Below are 22,099 nucleotides of genomic sequence, written 5' to 3'. Positions count from 1 at the left end.
CCTCCTCTGCCGATGCGTCCACCGTACTGTGCCCACAGCGGGTGACTTAGGCTGGCACCGATATGACTAAGTCCGAAGCGGCTCTCGAAAGCGACCCGTCAGGGAAGCCGCGCCCGAAGGCGCCGCGCCCGCGAGTGCCGGTCTGGGACAACGCCCGTTTCGCCACCGTCACACTCGTCGTGATCGGGCACGGAATCCAGCGGCTCACCGCCGACTCGGACAACGCGCTCGCCCTCTACCTGTTCATCTACGCGTTCCATATGCCCGCGTTCGCCATCATCAGCGGGTACTTCTCGAAGACCGGGCCGCCGACGGTGGGTGGCCTGAAGAAGGTCATCACCGACATCCTGCTGCCGTACTTCATCATGGAGACGATCTGGACGCTCGTGAAGTTCCTCGTCGAGGGCTACGCGGAGTTCAACCCGTCCCAACCGTCGTGGACGCTCTGGTTCCTGCTTGCGCTGGGTATCTTCCGGGTGATCCTCCCCTACTTGTCGCTGGTGCGCTGGCCGCTGTTCTGGGCTCTGCTGTTCTCGTTCGGCGTCGGGTACCTGTCCAACGTCGACAGCACATTCTCACTGTCGCGGGCGATCGGCATCCTGCCCTTCTTCGTGCTCGGCTGGAAGCTGCGGGAGTGGGGCCTCATCGACCGCTGGAGCCTCGTCACCACGACAACGTGGTGGATCCGCTGCGCGGCGATCGCCGTGTTCGCCGCCTGGCTTGCCATCGTCGTCACGTTCATCGACGTCTGGCGGAGTATGGACCTGAGGTTCTGGTTCTTCTATGACGACTCCTACACGGGTCTCGGCGAGGACCAGTGGTGGGCCGGACTCTTCCGGCTCGCGCTCATCGTGGTCGCGGTCATTCTGAGCGGCGCGTTCTTCGTGCTGATTCCGCGCTCGGAGACCTGGTTCACCGGCTTCGGCCAGTCGACAATGTACATCTACCTGCTGCACAGCTTCGTGCTCTACCCGATTCGCGAAACCGGCGTGCTGCGCGGCGACCACTCCTCGGCCACGTGGCTGCTCGGCATGGTCTTCGCCAGCATCGCGATCTCGATCGTGCTCGCTAGCCCCTTCATCCGGTGGCTGTTCCGACCGATCATCGAGCCCAAGCCGCGCTGGCTGTTTCTCGACCGCGACCCCGGGGTGGAGCCTCGGCCGCGGCGGAAGCCCCGGCGCCAGTCTCGTGTCGACCCGACCGGCTCGCGCCGCGACCGCTGAGCCGCAAACATTACGGTGCGTGTCACCGATAATTGATGCACGCCCGACGGCCTTTCTAGGCTGATCCGATCACCCGACGAAGGAGACACCCGTGAGCGACACCAGCGCCTGGAAATTCGAGACGAAGCAGATCCATTCGGGGGCGGCACCCGACCCCGTAACGAACGCGCGGGCCACTCCGATCTACCAGACCACGTCCTACGTCTTCAACGACGCCGAGCACGCCAAGAACCTGTTCGCCCTTGCTGAATTCGGGAACATCTACACGCGCATCCAGAACCCCACCCAGGCCGTCGTCGAGGAGCGCGTCGCCGCTCTCGAGGGCGGAACCGCTGCGCTGCTGCTCGCCTCTGGCCAGTCCGCGACGACGATCGCCGTTCTCAATATCGCCCAGGCTGGCGACCACATCGTGTCGTCGTCGTCGATCTACGGCGGCACCTACAACCTCTTCAAGTACACCCTCGCAAAGCTCGGCATCCAGACGACCTTCGTCGAGAACCAGGACGACCCCGCCGAGTGGGAGCGCGCGGTGCGACCGAACACGAAGCTCTTCTTCGCCGAGACGATCGGCAACCCGCGCATCAACATCCTCGACATTGCCTCGGTCGCCTCGGTCGCGCACAGCGCCGGAGTTCCGCTCATCGTCGACAATACGATCGCGACGCCGTACCTCATCCGCCCGTTCGAGCACGGCGCCGACATCATCGTGCACTCCGCCACGAAGTTCCTCGGCGGCCACGGCACCGTGATCGGCGGAATCATCGTCGACGGCGGCAAGTTCGAGTGGAGCAAGAACGTCGACAAGTTCCCCGGGCTCACCGAGCCGGACCCGAGCTACCACGGCGCCAGCTACACAACGGTACTCGGCGACGGCATCGCCTACATCATCAAGGCGCGCGTGCAGCTGCTGCGCGACCTCGGCGCCTCGATCGCTCCCGCAAGCGCATGGCAGCTCATCCAGGGCATCGAGACCCTGAGCCTGCGCATCGAGCGCCACGTGAAGAACGCCCAGGCGGTCGCCGAGTGGCTCGACAGCCACGACGACGTCGCCACCGTCTTCTACGCCGGGCTCCCGTCCAGCCCCTGGTACGCCGCAGCGAACACCTACGCACCGCTCGGCGTCGGCGCGGTGCTGTCGTTCGAGCTCAAGGGCGGGGTCGATGCCGGGCGTGCGCTCGTCAATAACGCCGGCCTGTTCAGCCACCTCGCCAACATCGGCGACGTGCGCAGCCTCATCATCCACCCGGCCTCCACGACCCACTCGCAGCTCACACCCGAACAGCAGCTCACCTCCGGAGTCACCCCCGGCCTCGTGCGGCTGTCGATCGGCCTCGAGAACATCGACGACATCCTCGCCGACCTCTCGGCCGGCCTCGAGGCTGCACGCTCCGCCGCCGCGTCCAACGCGGCCTGACGCTCGCGCGCGGGCGGAAGCGTAACAAACAGCTTTCGCCCGGCGCGGTCGACGATACTGGAGACGACATGGACTGGCAGACACCCGAAGACACGGTCCCCTCGTTCTTCGTCACCGAGGCGAACACCCGATCCATGATCGGCGGTCCGCCGGCAAGCGGCGCCTGGCGAGAGGGCGATCACCCCGGCGACCGCCAGTTCATCGGAATCGGAGCGATGCAGCTCGAGGCGGGCGCGCCCCTGCCCCCCGTGCGCGTCGCCTATGAGACGTGGGGCACCCTCAACGCGGACCGCTCCAATGCCGTGCTCGTACCGCACGCCCTGACCGGCGACAGCCACGTGATCGGGGCGCCGGGACGCGGCCACCCCACCAGGGGCTGGTGGGGTGACCTTGTCGGACCGGGCAAGGCGGTCGACACCGACCGGTGGTTCGTGGTGGCGCCGAACATGCTGGGCGGATGCCAGGGCACCACCGGGCCGGCCTCGCTCGCCCCCGACGGCCGGGAATGGGGGGCGCGCTTCCCCTTTCTCACGATCCGCGACCAGGTGCAGGCGCAGGCGGCATTCTCGGATGCGATCGGCATCGACGTCTGGGCCGGCGTCATCGGCGGCTCGATGGGTGGGATGCATGCGCTCGAGTGGGCCATCGAGCATCCTGCCCGCGTCGCCCGGGTGGCTGTGCTCGCCGCTCCGGCCTTCAGTAGCGCTGACCAGATCGCGGTCAACTCCGTGCAGCTCGAGGCGATTCGCATGGATCCCGCGTTTGCCGCCGGCGACTACTACGATGCGGCCGACGGAGACGGGCCATATCGCGGCCTCGCTCTCGCCCGACGGATGGCGCTGCTCAACTACCGCTCGCCCGGCGAACTCAACGACCGGTTTGAGCGGAGCTGGCAGAGCAGCCTCAACCCGCTGGGGGGCGACGGCAAGTTCGCCGTCGAGAGCTACCTCGACTTCCACGGCAATAAGTTCACCCGACGGTTCGACGCCAACAGTTACCTGACGCTCGCGAGCGCCATGAGCGCGCACGACGTGGGCCGTGACCGCGGCGGTGTGGATGCCGCCCTCGACCGGGTGACCGCGACGAGTCTTGTGCTCGGCATCAACAGCGACCGGCTTTTCCCCGTCGCCGACCAGCACGTCATCGCCCGTCGACTTCGATCCGGGATCTCCGGCCGCGAGCCGGTGGTCATCGACTCGCCCTTCGGACACGACGGATTCCTCATCGAGAGCGCGCTCGTCGCGCCGTGGGTCGAGCGTCTTCTCGCGACCTGATCGCACGCGGTACACGAGTTCCTTTCACTGTAGTTATGCTGGGTTTCTCTCGGCACCGCAGTTGAGGTTCAGCCGGGATGAGAGCCCGGAGGTGTCATCGCGTGGCCGAACGCACACTGCGCTCACCCCAGCCGTTCACGCGCGTCGCGATCGTCGACGGCCACAGGATGGTCCTCGACGGGCTGCTGGCCCATGTAGAGGCCCGTCAGGTCGACATCGAGATCGTCATCCACGAGACGACCTGGCTCGGCATGCTTGCCCACGCGGACTTCCCCGTCGACGTCGTCGTGCTTGACCTGAACCTCAACGACGGTATCCCGATCGGCACGAAGATCAGGGCGTTGACGGCCGCCGGCGCCGCGACCGTCGTGATCAGCAGACACGCGGACGCCGGCTCCATCCACAGCTCGCTCACTGCGGGTGCACTCGCGTTCGTGCCCAAGACCGATTCCGCCGACGAGCTCATCAGCGCAGTGCGCACTGTCGCGACCGGGCGGCGCTACCTGAGCCGGCTCACCTCGGCGACACTCGACGGCCAGCAACTCGGCCGCGACCCCGGGCTCGGCCAGCAGGAGCAACGGACGATCGTGCTCTACGCGGCCGGCCGATCGATCAAAGAGGTGGCGGAGCACATGGGAACGACCGAAGAGACCGTCAAGTCGTATATCAAGAGGGCCCGCCGCAAATACCTCCAGATCGGCGTGGACGTGGGGACAAAGGTTCTTCTCCGACGGCGTGGCATTAACGAAGGTTGGCTCACGCCCGAGTAGCTCTGCCCTAGGATTGGGGCCGTCGGAGTCGGGTGCGCTGTCGGGCGCCACCCCCCGGAATCCGGAGGCAGCCAAGATCACTGTGGAACAATTTGCGCACGAACGCGACCGCCTGCTTCGGAGCACCGCGCGCGGACTCGGTCTCGCCAGTCTCGTCGTCTGCCTCGTCTGCCTGGCGATCCCGGGGGTCGTGCCGCTCGGCACGCTCCTGTCGACGATCCCCCTCTTCGCGGTGTTCGTCTTCTGCCTGGTCCGACTCGGTTCGAGCGGCTCGGTGCTCTGGCCGGTTCTGGGCATTGCAGCGGGATTGTCGATTCTCGTCCTCGTCCAGGTGCCGTTCGACGGCACCACGACGCCTGCGGCGGCGACCTCGCTTGTCACTCTCGCGGGTGGGGGCATCGCCGCCCTCGCAATCGTGCTGACCGGCAGCCTCCCGCGCATCCTGATCCTCGCAACGGGCCTCATCGCGAGTACCGCGCTCGTCGAGCTCGCGGTCCCCGGTGCTCGCGTGCTGTCCTCACAGAGCGCGACGGTGCTTCTCGGCTGGGCCCTGTGCGCGACCTTCGCGTACTGGTTGAGCGCGACGGTGCCGCGGGCGGCCCGGCAGATCTACAGTATCGGCCGGGCACACCGGGCGGAGCGCCAGGCGAGCGAGACCGAGGCGCAGCGACGACAGGGCGCCCGGCTGCTGCACGACACCGTGTTGGCCACGCTCACCCTTCTCGCCCACTCCGGCGTCGGGGTCGCGCCCACGGCGCTGCAGCAGCAGGCCGGCGACGACGCGAGGCTGTTGCGCCAGCTCCGCCTCGGCGGCACCCCCGTTCCGCAGTCGTCCGAGCACTTCAACGTCGAGCCCGTCGAGGAGTCTGCTCTCGGGCACACCCTCGAATCGGTCAAGCAGCGATTCGGGCGGATGGGCCTCGAGGTGAGCTGGCACGGGACCGGCCAGGTGCTCCTGCCGAGCGACGTGCTCGACGCGTTCCTCCTCGCGCTCGCCGAGTGCCTCGAAAACGTGCGCCGACACGCCGGGGTGACGGATGCCCACGTGACGATCACCGACGACGAGACGACGGTGCGTGCCATGGTGACGGATGCCGGTGTCGGCTTCAGCCTCGATGACATCGACTCCGCTCGCCTCGGGTTCAAGGACTCGGTCGTCGGTCGCCTCAAGGAGGTCGGCGGCAACGCACGCCTGTTCTCCTCCCCGGGCGCCGGAACGACCGTCGTACTCGAGGTCCCCCGGTGAGCGGCATGACCCGTACCCAGGAGAACACCCTCGGTTCCGCCCGCGGCCGGCGACGGCTCACCAGAGTTCCTTCCTCCTCGACCGCCGCGCGCGCGGTCGTGCACGCCAACGCCGAGGGTTCGACCCTCGGCAGCGCGCATCTCGCACTCGGGGCGGGAGTGCTCTGCGCCATCCAGGCGATCTACGGCCTCGTCTCCTTCGCGACGAACATCGGTTCCTACCCGAGTGTGCTGCCCGTCGTTCTCGCCTGGCTGCTGTTCATCGCGGCGTTCGCGACGTTGAGCCTGTCGATCGCGACGCGCGGGGACCGGCTCCCCACCTGGCTCTTCGCGTCCTACCTTGCGGCACTCGCGGCCGTCGTCGCCCTGGACTTCGTCGCGATCGCGCCGCTGAACGATATTGGTACCTACGCGACGGCATCCGTCACGGCAGGCTTCGGCCTCATGACGGCAGTCGTGCACCGCCCGGCGCGCGAACTCATTCTGGCCGTCGCCGCGCTCTTCATTGCCTTCGTAGCCGCGATCGTGCTGACCACACCGCTCACCGCCGAGACGGTCCCGGGGCAGATCACCACCGTCGCGGTCGCGGTGTTCCCCCCGCTCGTGGCCGTGTTCGCTGTGCGGAAGTTCCGGCGCATGGTGCAGCTCGAACTCGACCGCGTGCTCGTGCAGAGCACGGTGTCGGCGCCACGATTCGCCGTCGGGATGCTCGCATCCGAGGAGCTCGCCCGGCTCGACCTTGCCGCCGAGGAACTGCTCGACTCGGTGGCGAGCGGACGCACCGCGCTCCCCCTCCGCCCCAAACTCGCGTCCACCGCCGCATCCCTCGCGACCGAGCTGCGCCTGCACCTCATCGAAGGTCGCCGGGAGACCTGGCTCTACCACGCGATCACCGAATCCAACCAGCTCGGAAAGTCGGCGACGCTCAAGGACGCCGGAAGCCTCGCCGGGTTGCTCGACCCGCAGCAGCGCGACGGGCTGCTTTCGGCTGTGTGGCTGCTCGTCGTCGAGAACAAGAAGAAGAGCTCCCCCGCCACGGCGCGCCTGGTCATCGGACCCGTGCTCCCACGCATCGACCCCGGCGCCAAGCGCACAATCACCATTCCGATCGTCATCACCACCACCGGCGTTCATCGCAACCGCGTTGACCCGTCGGCGTGGGCGGCCATCGCAAAGGTTGGCCGGTTCGTTGACTCCACCGAGCACTCGAGTCTGCGTGTCGACATTGAGTGCATCGTCCCGAACCCCGCCGACCAATAGCATTCGACAAGAGAGAACAGGAATACCACTCGATGACTGAAAACCGGATTCGCCTTGCCTTGGTCGATGACCACCGGATGCTGCTCGGCGCGCTGACCGAATGGATCCGCGGCGCCGCGAGCGACATCGACATGGTCGCTGCCTGCGCATCGTGGCCGGAGCTGCTGACGCACCCGCAGTTTCCAGTCGACGTCGTGCTCCTCGACCTCGACCTCAAGGACAACCTCCCGATCTCGCTCAAAATCTCGACCCTCAAGACGGCCGGCGTGAAAACGGTGCTCATGAGCACCTACTCCGAGCCCAATGTCGTGCGTGAGGCTCTCGCGGCCGGCGCCCTCGGCTATCTGGTCAAGAGCGAAGACGCCGGGATGATCGTCGAGGCGATCCGCTCGGCGGCGAAGGGCGAGTCCTACATCTCGGCCGAGCTCGATCTCGCGCTCAACGCGGACGACGTGGGCGGTGCGCCGAAGCTCAGCGCCCAGGAGCGACGCGTCATGGCGCTGTACGGCGGTGGCGAGCCCGTGAAGACAGTCGCGTACCAGCTCGACATCTCCGAGGAGACGGCGAAGTCCTACCTCAAGCGGATCCGGGAGAAGTACCGAGTCGCGGGTATCGATGTCGGCACCAAGGTGGCGCTGCGCAAGCGAGCGATTCAGGACGGCATCCTGCTGCAGACGGAGATGCCCGGAAGCTACTAACCGCTTTCATCATTCAGGAGTCTGAAGCAATACTGACCTTCATCATTCAGGAGTCTGAAGCAATACTGACCTTCATCATTCAGGAGTCTGAGGCAGCCAGCATCCGCCTGATGGACGAAATCTAGGCTGGCGCGGTGGCCGTGCGGGGCCGCGACGGGACTTTGGCTCCGAGCTTTACCGCCGACTCCTGAATGATGAAACACCCACCAGCAGCCGACTCCTGAATGATGAAACACCCACCAGCAGCCGACTCCTGAATGATGAAACACCCACCAGCAGCCGACTCCTGAATGATGAAACACCCACCAGCAGCCGACTCCTGAATGATGAAAGCGTGCGGACGCTCCGGGCGCGGGATTACACCGGCGCGAGCGCTGGCTCGGGCACGCGGCGGCGCTGCAGCAGCAGCGCGGTGACGGCCAGTGCGATACCAGGGGCGCAGAGGGTGAGACCGACCCAGGTTGGCGAGACATACCCGAACCCGGCGGCGATGGTCACTCCGCCAAGCAGCGCGCCGAGGGCATTGCCGAGGTTGAGCGAGGCGTGGTTGACGGCCGCGGCGAGCGTCTGGCTGTCGCCTGCCACGTCCATGAGCCGGGTCTGGATGGCGGGTGAGAGGGCGGATGCGGCGAAGCCGATCAGGAACACGAACCCCAGCAGGCCGACGGTGGTCTGGGCGGTGAGGGCGAGCCCGGTGAGCGCGATGACGAACAGTCCGAAGTAGGTGAAGATCGATCCCATCACGTTGCGATCGGCCGTCCAGCCGCCCAGGAAGTTGCCGAGGGTCATGCCGACCCCGACGACGACGAGCACGACGGGCACGAATCCCGGGCCGAGCCGGGTGACCTCAGTGACGAGCGGGGAGATGAACGTGTACACCGCGAAGAACCCGCCGAAGCCGACCGCGCCGATGAGCAGGGCGAGCCAAACCTGGATGCGCCCGAACGCGCGCAGCTCACGCCGCATCGTCGCGTCAGGATCCCCGGGCTGGAACGGAACGAGGTACGCGATCGCCACGAATGTGGCCGCGAAGATGGCCGCGACGGCGAGGTAGGCGATGCGCCAGCTCGTCACCTGCCCGAGGTAGGTGATCGTCGGCACACCGATCACGTTCGCGATCGTGAGACCGGAGAGCACGAGTGCGACGCCCTGCCCTCGCTTGCCCGGCCCCATGATCGAGGCCGCAACGAGCGCAGCCACGCCGAAGTAGGCGCCGTGCGGCAGCCCGGCGACGAACCGCGCGGCGATCACGAGGCCGAAGCTCGGCAGCAGCGAGGACGCCACCGTGCCGATCGTGAAGGCCGCGACGAGCACGAGAAGCAGCTTCTTCCGCGGAAAACGGGCCGCGAGCGCCGCGATCGTCGGCGCGCCGACGACGACGCCGAGCGCGTAGGCCGAGACGAGCCACCCTGCCCGCGCGTTGGCCACCGTCGGCGAGTCGGCGTAGAGGCCCGGCAGGAGGTCCTGGGCGAGATTCGGTAGCAGCCCCATAGCCACGAATTCGGTCGCGCCGATGCCGAAGCCGCCGAGCGCGAGCGCGAGCAGCGCGAGGCGTGCGCGGGCGGGGGTGAGGGCAGGCACGAAGCGGCGAACCATTCTGGTCACGAAAACGGGGAACGGCTCGCCATCGAGCATCCGGCATCGCTCGCCGGGGCGAACTGCTAGCTACTGTACGCCAGCTGCTCGCCGCGCCTGGATCCGCGCTCGTCCAGTGGGATAATCGGTGGATGCTCGTTTCCTTCTCAGTGGCCCCGTCCGGAACCGGTAACGACGACGGATCGGTGCACGACGCCGTCGCCGCGGCCGTGCGCATCGTGCGCGAGTCCGGCCTGCCGAACCACACCGATGCCATGTTCACGACCATCGAGGGCGACTGGGACAGCGTCTTCGACGTCATCAAGCGCGCGACGGAGGCGGTCGGCGCCTACGGCTCGCGCGTCTCCCTCGTGCTCAAGGCAGATATCCGGCCGGGCTGGTCGGGAGAGCTCACCGGAAAGCTCGAGCGCCTCGAAGCCGCTCTCGAGGGCCAGGATCCCCCGGCTCCCCCGATCTAGGCGCACTCGACACGATCGCGACAACAGCCCAGCCCAGCACCACGAACAGCAGCAGGTTGCGCAGGGTCAGCACGAGGAGCATCGCCGGGAAGACCCCGAGCAGGTACCCGTACAGGTAGGGGTAGATCACGTGGGTGAGGCCCGCGATCAACACCACAAGCGCCGCGGGGACCACGAAGCGCGCTCCCCTCCGCTCGGAGTGCGTCACCAGACCCAGAATCACGGGCACGGCCAGCCAGGAGATGAACTGCGGCGAGCCGACCTTCTGGAACGCGATCATGCCCGTGAGCAGTGCGAGCACAAGTGGCGGCAGCAGCGCCGCGGCATCCGCCCCCCGGCGCAGTGAGACCAGCGCGACGGCGGTGATCGCCGCGACGGCGAGCAGCAGCACCGGTGTCATGAGCGAGCCGACCAGGCCGGTGCCCTCGCCACTCACCTGCCAGGTGAGGATGCTGTCGTCGTAGTAGACGCTCGCGTCGGCCAAGCCCGCCCAGGCGAGCCACATCCACGCGGTCGTGACCGGCGCCTCGACCTGCAGCCCCCGCCCGGTCTGCTCGGTCACGAAGCTGAAGACGTTCGCGCCGCTGCCAAAGGAGAGCGTCACGGCCACCACCGCGATGCTCGCGCCGACCGCCGTCGCGAGCACACGCCAGCGGTCCCGGCTCGCGGCGACGATCGCGATAACGATCGCGCCCGGCCACACCTTGATCCACGCCGCGATCGTGAGTATCAACGCTGCGACGCGCGGCCGGGACGCGATCAGGGTCACGGCGACGACGGAGAGCGACACGGTGACCGAGTCGATGCGGCCGAGGGCGATCGGACCGAGCGCCAGCAGGAACAGAAGCCACCACCAGCCGGCTGCCGCGCGACCCGGGCGCGTGCCTCGACCGGTGAGCACTCCGAACGCGAGCGCGTTGAGCAGCGTCACCGTCACGAGCCAGCCGGCCACGTAGGCGTCCGGGCCGACAGTGGCGAGTGATAGTGCAGGGATCGCGTCGGCGATCTGGGTGCCGAGCTGCGCGGCGAGCATCGGCACCAGCGCGAGGATCGGATACACCCATGGCGCGTCGATGCCGACCCAGTAGTCGGCACCGGTGGCCTGATCGGTCCAGAAGCGGTAGACGGTGATGTCGCCGAGCGGCCAGCCGTAGCCGAAGATGTTCAGGGCGATGAGCACGGCGTGCACGAGCAGGAACCCCGCCCACAGCACCAGCGAAGCCCGGGCGGCGCGGCGCCAGGGGGCATCCGCGGGGCCACCGTCCAGCCCTCGCGGCTGCTCCTGCTCCCCGCCGGACCCGACGGACACCGGCATCACCCGGCTCACGCGCGCGGGGCGGCGAGCAGCCGGGCGACGACCCCCGGCAACTCGGCGGCGAGGTCGAGAACGGTGAACGGGCCGCCCCCGCTCGCCCGCTCGGCGGCGAGGGAGTGCAGCACGCTCGCCGTCGCGGCGAGCGGCGCAAGCGCACCGCGGCTCGCCGCGATTTCGGCCGAGTGGGTGGCGAGAAGCGACCCGAGAATGCCGCCGAGTGCGTCTCCGGTTCCGGCCGTCGCCGTCCACGACGTCGCGGAGGTCACGAGCAGTCGGCTCCCGTAGGGGTCGGCGATGTGCGTGCGGAACCCCTTCAGGAGCACCGTGACCCCGAGGTCGGCGGCGGCCCGCGCCGCCCACGCGGCCGGATCCTGCGCGATCTCGGACCGGTCGATGCCCAGCATCCGCGCGAGTTCGCCGTGATGCGGGGTGATGACCGTCGGTCCTGTCGCGGAGCCGAGGAGGCCGAGGGCGCCGGCGTCGAGGGCGGTCGGCAGCTCCTGCGCAATGGCCGTCGTGAGGCGGTTCGCGGTGTCGGCGTCGCGGGCTCCGGCCGCGATTCCCGACCCGAGCAGCCAGGCCTGCACCCGCCCCGGCCGGGTGACGATCTCCGGGCGGCGCGCGAGCGCGAGGCTCGTCGGCACCTCGGGCCCGAGGTAGCGCACCATGCCGACACCGGTGCGCAGCGCCGCCTCGACGCCGATGACCGCGGCACCGGGGTAGTCCGTCGACCCGGTCACGATTCCGAGCACACCCCGCGAGTACTTGTCGTCGCTCGCGGTGGGAACTTTCATCTGCCCGGCGGCATCCGCTGGCGTCCACTCGGAGTAGGTCACTGTTCGACCCTAGTTCGCTTGCGGGCGGATCGGATGCCGGTTGCGGGCATAGATTCGCGCGGTGCTCAGTTGTAGCTGGAGATGTCTGAATCCACGCTCTTCTCCCCGCACACCATCCGCTCCGTGACCGTGCGCAACCGCATCTGGGTCGCGCCGCTCTGCCAGTACTCGGTGGACCGGGAGGACGGCGTGCCCACCGACTGGCACCTGGTGCACCTCGGCTCATTCGCGCGCGGCGGCGCGGGTCTCGTGATGACCGAGGCGACGGCCGTGAATGCGGTCGGCCGTATCTCGGCCGAGGACACCGGAATCTACACCGACGAGCAGCGTGACGGGTGGTCGCGCATCGTCGGCTTCATCCACTCCCAGGGCGCCTCCGCCGGCATCCAGCTCGCCCACGCGGGGCGCAAGGCGTCGGTCTTCCGGGAGTGGGGGGCCGAATCAGGCACACGCCCGGTCGGCGCCGGCGGCTGGTCCACCGTCGCACCCTCGGCCGTCGCGTTCGACGGCTATGACGAGCCAGGCGCGCTCGACCGGGCGGGCATCGACGCCATCGTGGCCGATTTCGCGCGGGCCGCCCGCCGCTCCGTCGAGGCCGGGTTCGACGTTGTCGAGATCCACGCCGCCCACGGCTACCTCGTGCACCAGTTCCTGTCGCCGCTATCGAACCGGCGCGACGACGGATACGGCGGCAGCCTGGAGAACCGTGCCCGGCTGCTGCTGGAGATCATCGCCGCGGTGCGCGCCGAGGTCGGCGAGCTCGTGCCGATCCTCGTGCGCTTCTCGGCGACCGACTACACCGATGGCGGCTGGGACGTAACCCAGACGACCGCCGTCGCGGAGTGGGCGCGGGATGCCGGCGCCGACCTGTTCGACATCTCGTCCGGCGGACTCGTGGCCGGCGCGAAAATCCCGATCGGCCCCGGATACCAGGTGCCGTTCGCCGCGGAGGTGCGCCGCGACGCCGAGGTCGAGGTGAGTGCCGTCGGCCTCATCACCGAGGCCGCGCAGGCCGACGACATCATCCGCTCCGGGAGGGCCGACGTGGTCATGATGGGGCGCGAGATCATGCGTGACCCGCACTTCCCTCTGCGCGCCGCCCACGAGCTCGGGGTGCCGATCGACTACTGGCCGGTCCAGTACCACCGCGCGCGTCCGCGCTAGCGGCCGCGGGCCCGGTGCGCCACTGCGCCAACGGCCCCCCGAGCGGCATACTGGCGGGATGACCCTGAGCATCCGTGCCGTCTCCCCCGCCGACGAAGCCGACTGGTGCCGGCTCTATGCCGGCTACCGCGAGTTCTACCGGGAGCCAGCCGACCCGGCCAAGGTGCAGGCGGCGTGGCGGATGCTGTTCGACCCGGCCACGCGCCTCGAGGGTCTCGTGGCGGTGCACGACGGCGTCGTGGTCGGGCTCGCGAACTGGCGGGAGTTTCCCGACCAACTGTCGGTGTCGACCGGGATCTTCCTCGACGACCTGTTCGTCTCGCCCGAGGCCAGGGGCCAGGGTGCGGGCGAGCAGCTTCTCGAGGCTCTCGCGCAGGTCGCGCGCGATCGCGGAATCGCCGTCGTGCGCTGGATCACCGCCCCGGACAACGCCACCGCGAGGCGGCTCTACGATCGTGTCGCCGAGCTCGCCCCGTGGGTCACCTACGACCTTGTCCCCCGGGCCAGCAGCGCGGCCAGCTGACCTACGCGAACCGAGAGCGCCGCGCCGCATCCTTGTGGTCCACCCGGAATACCGCGCAAGCAGGACACGCTCGCCCGCGCGAACGCGCACTACCCGCGCAAGCGCGCCGTACCCGCTCCCCGCAGAAGCGCGCGGGGCCCGCGCGAACGCGCACGACACGCAGAAGCGCGCCGTACCCGCGGTGAAGTCCGACTCTGAGTGCACACGCGAGCTTCGCGGGCCAGACGCGCTCGCGCGGGAGGTAGACCACACGCGTTCGCGCGTGCTGCCCGCAAAAGCGGATCGCTCTCCCACGCCGACGCCGCATGGTGCACTCCGCGACCCGCGCAAGCGCACAGCGCCCGCGCAAGCGCACAGCGCCCGCGCAAGCGCACAGCGCCCGCGCAAGCGCACAGCGCCCGCGCAAGCGCGCCGGCTAGATGCGCCGCGTCGCGTCCTGGACCTCGCCGACGAGCTCCTCGATGATGTCCTCGAGGAACAGCACCCCCTGCGTTGCTCCCAACTCGTCGAACACGCTCGCGAGGTGGGTGCCGGATCTGCGCATCGACGCCAGGGCGTCCTCGAGGTCCATCTCGCGATCGATCGCGATGAGCTGACGGATGCGCTTGGGCGGGACGGGCTCCTCGAATTCCTCGGCGTCCTCGAGGTCGATGACGTCCTTGAGGTGCAGGTACCCGGTCGGCAGGCCTGCGTCGTCGACGAGCACGTAGCGGGAAAACCCGTGCCGCGCGACCGCCCGCTCGACCTGCTTGGGCGTCGCCGCCTCCGAGAGCGACACGAGGTCGGGCATAGCGACGAAAATGTCCTTGACCTTCTTCTCGGTGAACTCGAACGCCGCCGAGAGGGCGCCAATGCTGTCGTTGAGCACACCCTCCTTGGTCGAGGTCGCCACGATCGTCGCGACCTCATCGAAGGTGAACGCGCTCGTCGCCTCGCTCTTGGGCTCCACCCGGAACAGGCGCAGCACGCCATTGGCGATCGCGTTCAGCGACACGATCACCGGGCGGAAGATCGTCGAGACGAACACGAGCGGGGGCGCGAGCAGGAGCACCGCGCGGTCGGGAACGGAGAAAGAGAGGTTCTTGGGCACCATCTCGCCGAGAACCACGTGCAGGAACGTCACGATGGCCAGCGCCGAGACGAATCCAATGGTGCCGATCACCTCGGCCGACAACCCGGTGAGCGCGAGCGGGATCTCGAGGAGGTGATGGATCGCCGGCTCCGAGACGTTCAGGATGAGCAGCGACGCCACCGTGATGCCGAGCTGGCTCGTCGCGAGCATCAGCGTCGCGTGCTCCATCGCGTACAGGGCGGCCTTCGCCGCGGGGTTTCCTGCTTCGGCCTTGTGCTCGATCTGGGATCGCTTGGCCGAGATCACGGCGAACTCGGCACCGACGAAGAAGGCGTTCACGGCGAGCAGGATCACGAGCCAGGCGAGTCCCCACCAGTCTGCGTCGGTCATTTCTCGCTCTTCACTGGGGTTGTCTCGCTGGGCACGGGGGTAGGGGTGAATCTCAGGCGGTCGATCCGGCGCCCGTCGAGCCGCTCGACCCGGAAGATGCCCGCCTCGACGCTCACAATGTCGCCGACGACCGGCAGCCGGCCCAGCTCACTCATGATGAAACCACCGACGGTCTCGTAGGGGCCGTCCTCCGGCACGGTGACATCCGCCCGCTCGAGCAGCTCGTCCGGACGCAGGCTGCCGGGGAACGTCAGCCAGTCGCGCGATCGCACGACCCCGGCCCTGGCCCGGTCGTGCTCGTCGGCGACCTCGCCCACGAGCTCTTCCACAAGGTCCTCGAGGGTCGCAACGCCCGCTGTTCCGCCGTACTCGTCGACGACGACAGCCATCTGGTAGCCATCCAGGCGGAGTTCGCCGATGAGGGTGTCGAGCTTCATCGTCTCGGGGACGCGCAGCGCCTCCGTCTGCAGCGCCGACACGGGAACCTTCGACCGTTTCGCGCGCGGCACCGCGACTGCCTGCTTGATGTGCACGAGGCCCACGATGTCGTCGATGCTGTCGTCGATCACCGGAAAGCGAGACAACCCGGTCTGCCGGGCGAGGTCGATGACGGTCTGGGCCGACGCGGTGCGATCGACGCTCGTGACGCGCGGCCTCGGCGTCATGACGTCGGAGGCGACGTGCTCGCTGAAGGCGATCGTGCGGGCGAGCAGCGTGGCCGTGTCGCGGTCGAGGCTGCCCTCGCGGGCGGATCGGCGCAATAGCGACGTGAGTTCCTCCGCGGTCCGCGCGGACGACAGCTCCTCCTTCGGCTCAATGCCGATCGAGCGGAGAATCGAGTTGGCTGTGTTGTTGAGGAAGCGCACGAAGGGCTTGAACACCAGGGTGAACCCCGCCTGGAACGGGATGACGACCTTCGCGGTCGCCCTCGGCAGGGCAAGTGCGAAGTTCTTCGGCACGAGCTCACCGATGATCATCGACAACAGGGTCGCGAAGGTGATGGCGACGATGCTCGCGATCACCGTGAGCGCCGCGCCGGTGAGGCCGATGGCCGTGAGCGGTGCGCGCAGCATCGCGCTGAACGCCGGCTCGAGGGTGTACCCGGTGAGCAGGGTCGTCAGGGTGATGCCGAGCTGCGCACTCGAGAGGTGCGTCGAGGTGATCTTGAGAGCGGCGATCGTCATGGTGAGGTTCTTCTCGCCACGGGCGTGGCGAGCCTCGAGCTCAGAGCGGTCGAGGTTGACGAGGGCGAACTCCGAGGCGACGAAGAATCCGGTACCGACTGTGAGCGTGAATCCGATGGCGAGCAGCACGAACTCATTCATGGCGGCCACCGGACGAGTAACTAGAGGGGGGGTCATCCATTATTCGGCCAATTGTACTGTGGTCCCCGCTGGGAGCCAGCCGCCGGAGCACTAGTGCGACCCGGTCACCTGTCGCGGCCCCATCACCAGCTGACCGGGAGCGCCTTGCCCTCCTCATACCCCGCAGCGGACTGGATGCCGACGAGCGCGCGCTCGGAGAACTCGCCGAGCGTCGTCGCTCCCGCGTAGGTGAGCGATGAGCGCAGGCCGGAGGTGATCATGTCGAGCAGGTCCTCGACAGACGGCCGCAGCGGGTCGAGGTAGATCCTCGACGACGAGATTCCCTCGGCGAAGAGGGTCTTCCGAGCCAGCTCGTACGCCTCGAGCCGGTCGAACCGGTCATGCACAGCCTTCGTGGAGGCCATCCCCCAGCTCTCCTTGTAGAGCCGTCCTTCGGCATCCGTCTCCAGCTCGCCCGGCGCCTCGATGGTGCCGGCGAACCAGGAGCCGATCATGACCGAGGATGCGCCGGCGGCGAGGGCGAGAGCGACGTCGCGCGGGTAGCGCACCCCGCCGTCGGCCCAGACCTGGGCGCCGAGCTCGTGGGCGGCGGCGGCGGTCTCGAGCACCGCTGAGAACTGCGGGCGCCCGACGGCGGTCATCATCCTCGTGGTGCACATCGCGCCGGGCCCGACGCCGACCTTCACGATGTTCGCGCCGGCCCGCACGAGGTCGCCCACGCCGTCGGAGGAGACGACGTTGCCGGCGACGAGCGGAATCCCCAGCCCCAGGGCGGCTACGGTCTCGACGGCGGCGATCATGCCGTCCTGGTGGCCGTGCGCGGTATCGATCACCAGAACGTCGACCCCCGCCGAGGCGAGCGCCTTCGCCTTGCGAGCGATGTCACCGTTGACGCCGATCGCCGCAGCGACCCTGAGCCGGCCGGATGCGTCGACGGCGGGCGTATAGATCGTCGACCGCAGGGCGCTGGTGCGGCTGAGCGTGCCGATCACGTGTCCGTGGCGGAGCACCGGGGCGAACTGCAGGTCGGCGGCAACCATCAGGTCGAAGGCCTCCCGCGCCGTCGGCACATCGTCGGCGTCGATCGAGGCGAGCTGGCCGTGCAGCAGGTCTCCCAACCGGGCGTCGGGCAGCGCGGTCCCCAGCCGGGCCGCCGAGATGCAGCCGAGGTATTTGTCACGCTCGTCGTGCAGCACGATCCCGTGGCCCTCGACGGCGGGCAGCTGGCGCAGGGCGTCGGCGACGGTGTTTTCCGGCCGGAGCGACAATGGCGAGTCGAACGCGACGGGCTGGTCCTTGACCCAGCGGATCGCCGAGTCGAGATCTTGCAGGTGCATGTCCTGCGGGAGTACCCCCAAGCCGCCGCGGCGCGCGAGGGTCGCCGAGAGCCGGGGCCCGGTCACCGAGCTCATGTTCGCCGAGACGATCGGAATCGACATTCCTGTCCCGTCACTCGGGGCGATCGACACGTCGAGCCTGCTCCTGATGCCCGACCTGCTGGGCACCAGAAACACGTCCGAGTAGGTCAGGTCGTGCTGCGGCAGTGCATCGTAGAACTTCATATCTTCACGCTATTGCCTCGCGCGCCGGTCGTACCCTCCCGGGAATGCGATTAAGCTTGATCGGTGTGCCTCCAACGTCGGCGGACACCCTGTCTGAGGCCGTACGCCAATAGTGACGAAACATGCAAAAACTCAAGGGAAGTGGGCGGTCGGCCGTGTCTAGCCAAGTAACCGGACTCGTGCCAGAGGATTCCTCCTCCGGCGAATTCGGGGCCAACGAATGGCTCGTGGATGAGATGTACGAGAGGTACACCGCAGACAAGAACTCGGTTGACGAATCGTGGTGGCCCATTCTGGAGAACTACCACCGCACCGAGGTGACCCCCGCGGGGGCCGAACCATCGGCCGAGAAGGTTGAGGCCGCCGTCGCCGACCCGAGCCAGGAGCCGCAGGTTCCCGAGGAGGTACTGCCGGCAGCGACAGCCGCGGCCCCCGCGGATGGCGCACAGGAGGCCGCGCCCGCCGCATCGGCGAGCGGCAGCCAGCCCGTCGCACGGACCACGTCGGTTGTGGCGAAGAGCCAGCCGATCCCAGCGGATGCCCCCCGGTCGGCCAAGCCGTCCCCGAAGGGCGAGACCGCGACGCCCGTCGAGGACCAGAACGTCGTCCAGACGCTGCGCGGCATGGCCAAGAGCCTCGCGACGAACATGGACGCGAGCCTGAGCGTACCGACCGCGACGAGCGTGCGAACGATCCCGGCGAAGCTCATGATCGACAACCGCATCGTCATCAACAACCACCTCAAGCGCGCCCGCGGCGGCAAGGTGTCGTTCACCCACATCATCGGCTGGGCGATCATCCAGGTGATCAAGGAATTCCCGAGCCAGAACGTCTTCTACGAGGAGGTCGACGGCAAGCCCTCGCTCGTCTCCCCCGCACACATCAACCTCGGCCTCGCCATCGACATGCCCAAGCCCGATGGCACTCGGGCACTGCTCGTTCCCGGCATCAAAAAGACCGAGACGATGGGCTTCGCCGATTTCGTCGCCGAGTACGAGGCCATCGTGCGCAAGGCCCGCGACAACAAGCTCACCGCTGGCGACTTCGCCGGAACCACGATCTCGCTCACCAACCCGGGCGGCATCGGCACGGAGCACTCCGTGCCCCGCCTGATGAGGGGCCAGGGCTGCATCATCGGGGCGGGTGCCCTCGAGTACCCGGCCGAGTTCCAGGGCATGTCGCAGACGACACTTGCCGACCTCGGCATCGGCAAGACCATCACCCTCACTTCGACCTATGACCACCGCGTCATCCAGGGCGCAGGGTCCGGCGAGTTCCTCAAGAAGGTGCACGAGCTGCTCATCGGACAGCGCGGGTTCTACGAGGGCATCTTTTCCGCCCTCCGCATCCCGTACGAGCCGATCCACTGGGCCGCCGACATCCACGTCGACCTCGCCGACGCCGTCAACAAGACCGCCCGCGTGCAGGAGCTCATCAACTCCTACCGGGTGCGCGGCCACCTCATGGCCGACATCGACCCGCTCGAATACCAGCAGCGCTCGCACCCTGACCTCGACGTCACAAGCCACGGCCTGACATTCTGGGACCTCGATCGCGAGTTCGTCACGGGAGGCTTCGGCGGGCGCCGCTCGGCTCTCCTGCGCGAGATCCTCGGCGTGCTGCGCGACTCGTACTGTCGCACGATCGGTGTCGAGTACATGCACATCCAGGATCCCGTGCAGCGCAAATGGATGCAGGATCACCTCGAGAAACCGTACTCGAAGCCGACCCACGACGCGCAGATGCGCGTGCTGGGCAAGCTCAACGAGGCGGAGGCCTTCGAGACGTTCCTTCAGACGAAGTATGTGGGCCAGAAGCGCTTCAGCCTTGAGGGCGGCGAGTCGACGATCGCGCTCCTCGACGCGCTCCTGCAGGGCGCCGCGGAATCGCACCTCGACGAGGTCGCGATCGGCATGGCGCATCGCGGGCGACTCAACGTGCTCACCAACATCGCCGGCAAAACCTATGGCCAGATTTTCCGCGAGTTCGAGGGCACCCAGGACCCGCGCACCGTGCAGGGCTCCGGCGACGTGAAGTACCACCTCGGAACCGAGGGGACGTTCACCGGGGCCACCGGCGACCAGATCCCCGTGTATCTTGCAGCCAACCCGTCCCACCTCGAGGCCGTCGACGGCGTGCTCGAGGGAATCGTGCGTGCCAAGCAGGACCGCAAGCCCGTCGGAACCTTCAACGTGCTCCCGGTCATGATCCACGGCGACGCGGCAATGGCCGGGCAGGGCATCGTGGTCGAGATCCTGCAGATGTCGCAACTGCGCGGCTACCGTACCGGTGGCACGATCCACCTCGTCGTCAACAACCAAGTCGGCTTCACGACGCCTCCGGGAGAGGGTCGAACGTCGATCTACTCAACGGATGTCGCCAAGACGATCCAGGCCCCGGTTCTGCACGTCAACGGCGACGACCCCGAGGCCGTCGTGCGCGTCGCGCAGCTCGCGTTCGCGTACCGCCAGGAATTCCACCGCGACGTCGTCATCGACCTGGTCTGCTACCGCCGACGCGGCCACAACGAGGGCGATGACCCTTCGATGACGCAGCCACTCATGTACAACCTCATCGAGGCGAAGCGCTCGGTCAGGACCCTCTACTCCGACGCGCTCGTCGGACGCGGCGACATTACCCAGGAGGAGTACGCGGGTGCGCACGCCGACTTCCAGGACCGCCTCGAACGGGCCTTCGCCGAGACCCACGCGGCGCAGACAGCGTCGACGCCCATCATCGTGCAGGACCCTCACGGGGTCTCCGATCTCGGGCGCCCAGGCTCCCAGCAGGATGACACGACCGGCGAGCCGGCGACCACTGGAGTGTCGGACTCGGTCATCAGCCTGATCGGCGACGCGTTCGACAACCCGCCCACCAACTTCACGGTGCATCCGAAGCTGCAGGCCCTGCTGCGCAAGCGCGTCGACATGAGCCGCAACGGTTCGATCGACTGGGCTTTCGGCGAGCTGCTGTCGCTCGGATCGCTGCTGCTCGAGGGAACCCCCGTGCGCATGGCCGGCCAGGACACCCGTCGAGGAACGTTCGTGCAGCGCCACGCGGTGCTGCACGATCGGGAGAACGGCCAGGAGTGGCTGCCGCTGGCAAACCTGAGCGACAACCAGGCCAGGTTCTGGATCTACGACTCGCTGCTCAGCGAGTACGCGGCCCTTGGATTCGAATACGGCTACTCGGTCGAGCGCGCCGACGCCCTCGTGCTCTGGGAGGCGCAGTTCGGCGACTTCGGCAATGGCGCCCAGACCGTCATCGACGAGTTCATCTCGAGCGCCGAGCAGAAGTGGGGCCAGCGCTCGAGTGTGGTCATGCTGCTGCCGCACGGCTACGAGGGGCAGGGGCCGGACCACTCCTCCGCCCGCATCGAGCGCTACCTGCAGCTGTGCGCCGAGAACAACATGACCGTGGCGAGGCCGTCGACCCCCGCGTCGTACTTCCACCTTCTGCGACGCCAGGCCTACGCGAGGCCTCGTCGTCCGCTCATCGTGTTCACCCCGAAGGCGATGTTGCGCCTGCGCGGCGCGACGAGCCCGGTCGAGGACTTCACCTCGGGCAAGTTCGAGCCGGTGCTCGATGACGCGCGCGTCGCCGACAAGTCGGCCGTGACGCGCGTCGTGCTGCATGCGGGAAAGATCCACTACGACCTCGCCACCGAGGTCGAGAAGCGTGGCCTGAGCGATGTCGCCCTCGTGCGGCTCGAGCAGTACTACCCGCTTCCGCTCCACCAGCTGCACGCCGTGCTCGACGAGTACCCGAACGCCAAGCTCGTCTGGGCCCAGGAGGAGCCGGAGAACCAGGGTGCCTGGCCGTTCATCTCTCTCGAGCTCGCACCGGAGCTCGGCGGGCGGTCGATCACCGTCGCCTCACGCCTCGCAGCCGCGTCGCCCGCGACGGGTTCTACCAAGCGCAGCGCGCAGGAGCAGGTCGACCTCATCGAACGCGCCCTGACCAACTGACCGGCG

17 protein-coding genes are annotated in these 22,099 nt (G+C 68.1%); 11 read left to right on the top strand and 6 right to left on the bottom strand.

Annotated elements, in window-relative coordinates; translation table 11 throughout:
* The first annotated feature begins 62 nt into the window (after positions 1-62).
* From BHD05_RS07655 to BHD05_RS07625, 7 genes are all read left to right on the top strand, one after another.
* Entirely contained in the window at positions 63-1,223 is a 1,161-nt protein-coding gene (locus BHD05_RS07655) for an acyltransferase family protein (protein WP_161885907.1), read from the top strand.
* Positions 1,224-1,314: 91 nt separating this feature from the next.
* Entirely contained in the window at positions 1,315-2,637 is a 1,323-nt protein-coding gene (locus BHD05_RS07650; protein ID WP_161885906.1) for a bifunctional o-acetylhomoserine/o-acetylserine sulfhydrylase, read from the top strand.
* A 68-nt stretch (positions 2,638-2,705) separates the two neighbouring features.
* Positions 2,706-3,911, top strand: coding sequence for a homoserine O-acetyltransferase MetX (gene metX, locus BHD05_RS07645; RefSeq protein ID WP_161885905.1), 1,206 nt, complete (start codon positions 2,706-2,708; stop codon positions 3,909-3,911).
* A gap of 101 nt (positions 3,912-4,012) precedes the next feature.
* The gene (locus tag BHD05_RS07640; RefSeq protein WP_236966707.1) at positions 4,013-4,681 is read left to right on the top strand and encodes a response regulator transcription factor; all 669 of its coding nucleotides are present in this window, start codon (positions 4,013-4,015) and stop codon (positions 4,679-4,681) included.
* An 82-nt stretch (positions 4,682-4,763) separates the two neighbouring features.
* A complete protein-coding gene (locus tag BHD05_RS07635) occupies positions 4,764-5,927 on the top strand; it encodes a sensor histidine kinase (protein WP_161885903.1) in 1,164 nt (387 codons plus the stop codon).
* 5 nt (positions 5,928-5,932) lie between these two features.
* Positions 5,933-7,186, top strand: coding sequence for a hypothetical protein (locus tag BHD05_RS07630; RefSeq protein ID WP_161885902.1), 1,254 nt, complete (start codon positions 5,933-5,935; stop codon positions 7,184-7,186).
* Positions 7,187-7,218: 32 nt separating this feature from the next.
* Positions 7,219-7,884 carry a response regulator transcription factor gene (locus tag BHD05_RS07625; RefSeq protein ID WP_161885901.1) on the top strand — a complete coding sequence of 222 codons (666 nt, stop codon included), beginning with the start codon at positions 7,219-7,221 and terminating at the stop codon, positions 7,882-7,884.
* 357 nt (positions 7,885-8,241) lie between these two features.
* On the opposite strand, the gene BHD05_RS07620 is transcribed toward BHD05_RS07625, so the two are convergent.
* Positions 8,242-9,480, bottom strand: coding sequence for an MFS transporter (locus tag BHD05_RS07620; protein WP_161887419.1), 1,239 nt, complete (start codon positions 9,478-9,480; stop codon positions 8,242-8,244).
* A 131-nt stretch (positions 9,481-9,611) separates the two neighbouring features.
* Here BHD05_RS07620 and BHD05_RS07615 point away from each other — a divergent pair, with 131 nt between their 5' ends.
* Positions 9,612-9,938, top strand: a complete 327-nt coding sequence (locus BHD05_RS07615) for a thiamine-binding protein (protein WP_161885900.1) — start codon at positions 9,612-9,614, stop codon at positions 9,936-9,938.
* Here BHD05_RS07615 and BHD05_RS07610 read toward each other — a convergent pair.
* Positions 9,871-11,256, bottom strand: a complete 1,386-nt coding sequence (locus BHD05_RS07610; protein ID WP_202614319.1) for a glycosyltransferase 87 family protein — start codon at positions 11,254-11,256, stop codon at positions 9,871-9,873. The genes BHD05_RS07615 and BHD05_RS07610 overlap by 68 nt on opposite strands.
* A gap of 5 nt (positions 11,257-11,261) precedes the next feature.
* Positions 11,262-12,089, bottom strand: coding sequence for an ADP-dependent NAD(P)H-hydrate dehydratase (locus tag BHD05_RS07605; RefSeq protein WP_236966706.1), 828 nt, complete (start codon positions 12,087-12,089; stop codon positions 11,262-11,264).
* 81 nt (positions 12,090-12,170) lie between these two features.
* On the opposite strand from BHD05_RS07605, the gene BHD05_RS07600 reads away from it, so the two are divergent.
* Both BHD05_RS07600 and BHD05_RS07595 read left to right on the top strand, forming a co-directional pair.
* Positions 12,171-13,253, top strand: a complete 1,083-nt coding sequence (locus tag BHD05_RS07600) for an NADH:flavin oxidoreductase/NADH oxidase (RefSeq protein WP_161885899.1) — start codon at positions 12,171-12,173, stop codon at positions 13,251-13,253.
* 58 nt (positions 13,254-13,311) lie between these two features.
* A complete protein-coding gene (locus BHD05_RS07595) occupies positions 13,312-13,776 on the top strand; it encodes a GNAT family N-acetyltransferase (RefSeq protein ID WP_161885898.1) in 465 nt (154 codons plus the stop codon).
* Positions 13,777-14,191: 415 nt separating this feature from the next.
* On the opposite strand, the gene BHD05_RS07590 is transcribed toward BHD05_RS07595, so the two are convergent.
* From BHD05_RS07590 to guaB1, 3 genes are all read right to left on the bottom strand, one after another.
* The gene (locus BHD05_RS07590) at positions 14,192-15,238 is read right to left on the bottom strand and encodes a hemolysin family protein (protein WP_161885897.1); all 1,047 of its coding nucleotides are present in this window, start codon (positions 15,236-15,238) and stop codon (positions 14,192-14,194) included.
* A complete protein-coding gene (locus BHD05_RS07585) occupies positions 15,235-16,563 on the bottom strand; it encodes a hemolysin family protein (protein ID WP_161885896.1) in 1,329 nt (442 codons plus the stop codon). The genes BHD05_RS07590 and BHD05_RS07585 overlap by 4 nt, the downstream gene beginning before the upstream one ends.
* A gap of 122 nt (positions 16,564-16,685) precedes the next feature.
* A complete protein-coding gene (gene guaB1, locus BHD05_RS07580; RefSeq protein WP_161885895.1) occupies positions 16,686-18,125 on the bottom strand; it encodes a GMP reductase in 1,440 nt (479 codons plus the stop codon).
* Positions 18,126-18,280: 155 nt separating this feature from the next.
* On the opposite strand from guaB1, the gene BHD05_RS07575 reads away from it, so the two are divergent.
* On the top strand, positions 18,281-22,093 hold the full coding sequence (locus tag BHD05_RS07575) for a multifunctional oxoglutarate decarboxylase/oxoglutarate dehydrogenase thiamine pyrophosphate-binding subunit/dihydrolipoyllysine-residue succinyltransferase subunit (protein WP_202614318.1): 3,813 nt from the start codon (positions 18,281-18,283) through the stop codon (positions 22,091-22,093).
* The last annotated feature ends 6 nt before the right edge of the window (positions 22,094-22,099 follow it).

The sequence above is a fragment of the Marisediminicola antarctica genome, from assembly GCF_009930795.1.
Taxonomy (GTDB): Bacteria; Actinomycetota; Actinomycetes; order Actinomycetales; family Microbacteriaceae; genus Marisediminicola; species Marisediminicola antarctica.
This window is presented reverse-complemented; position numbering and strand designations above follow the sequence as displayed.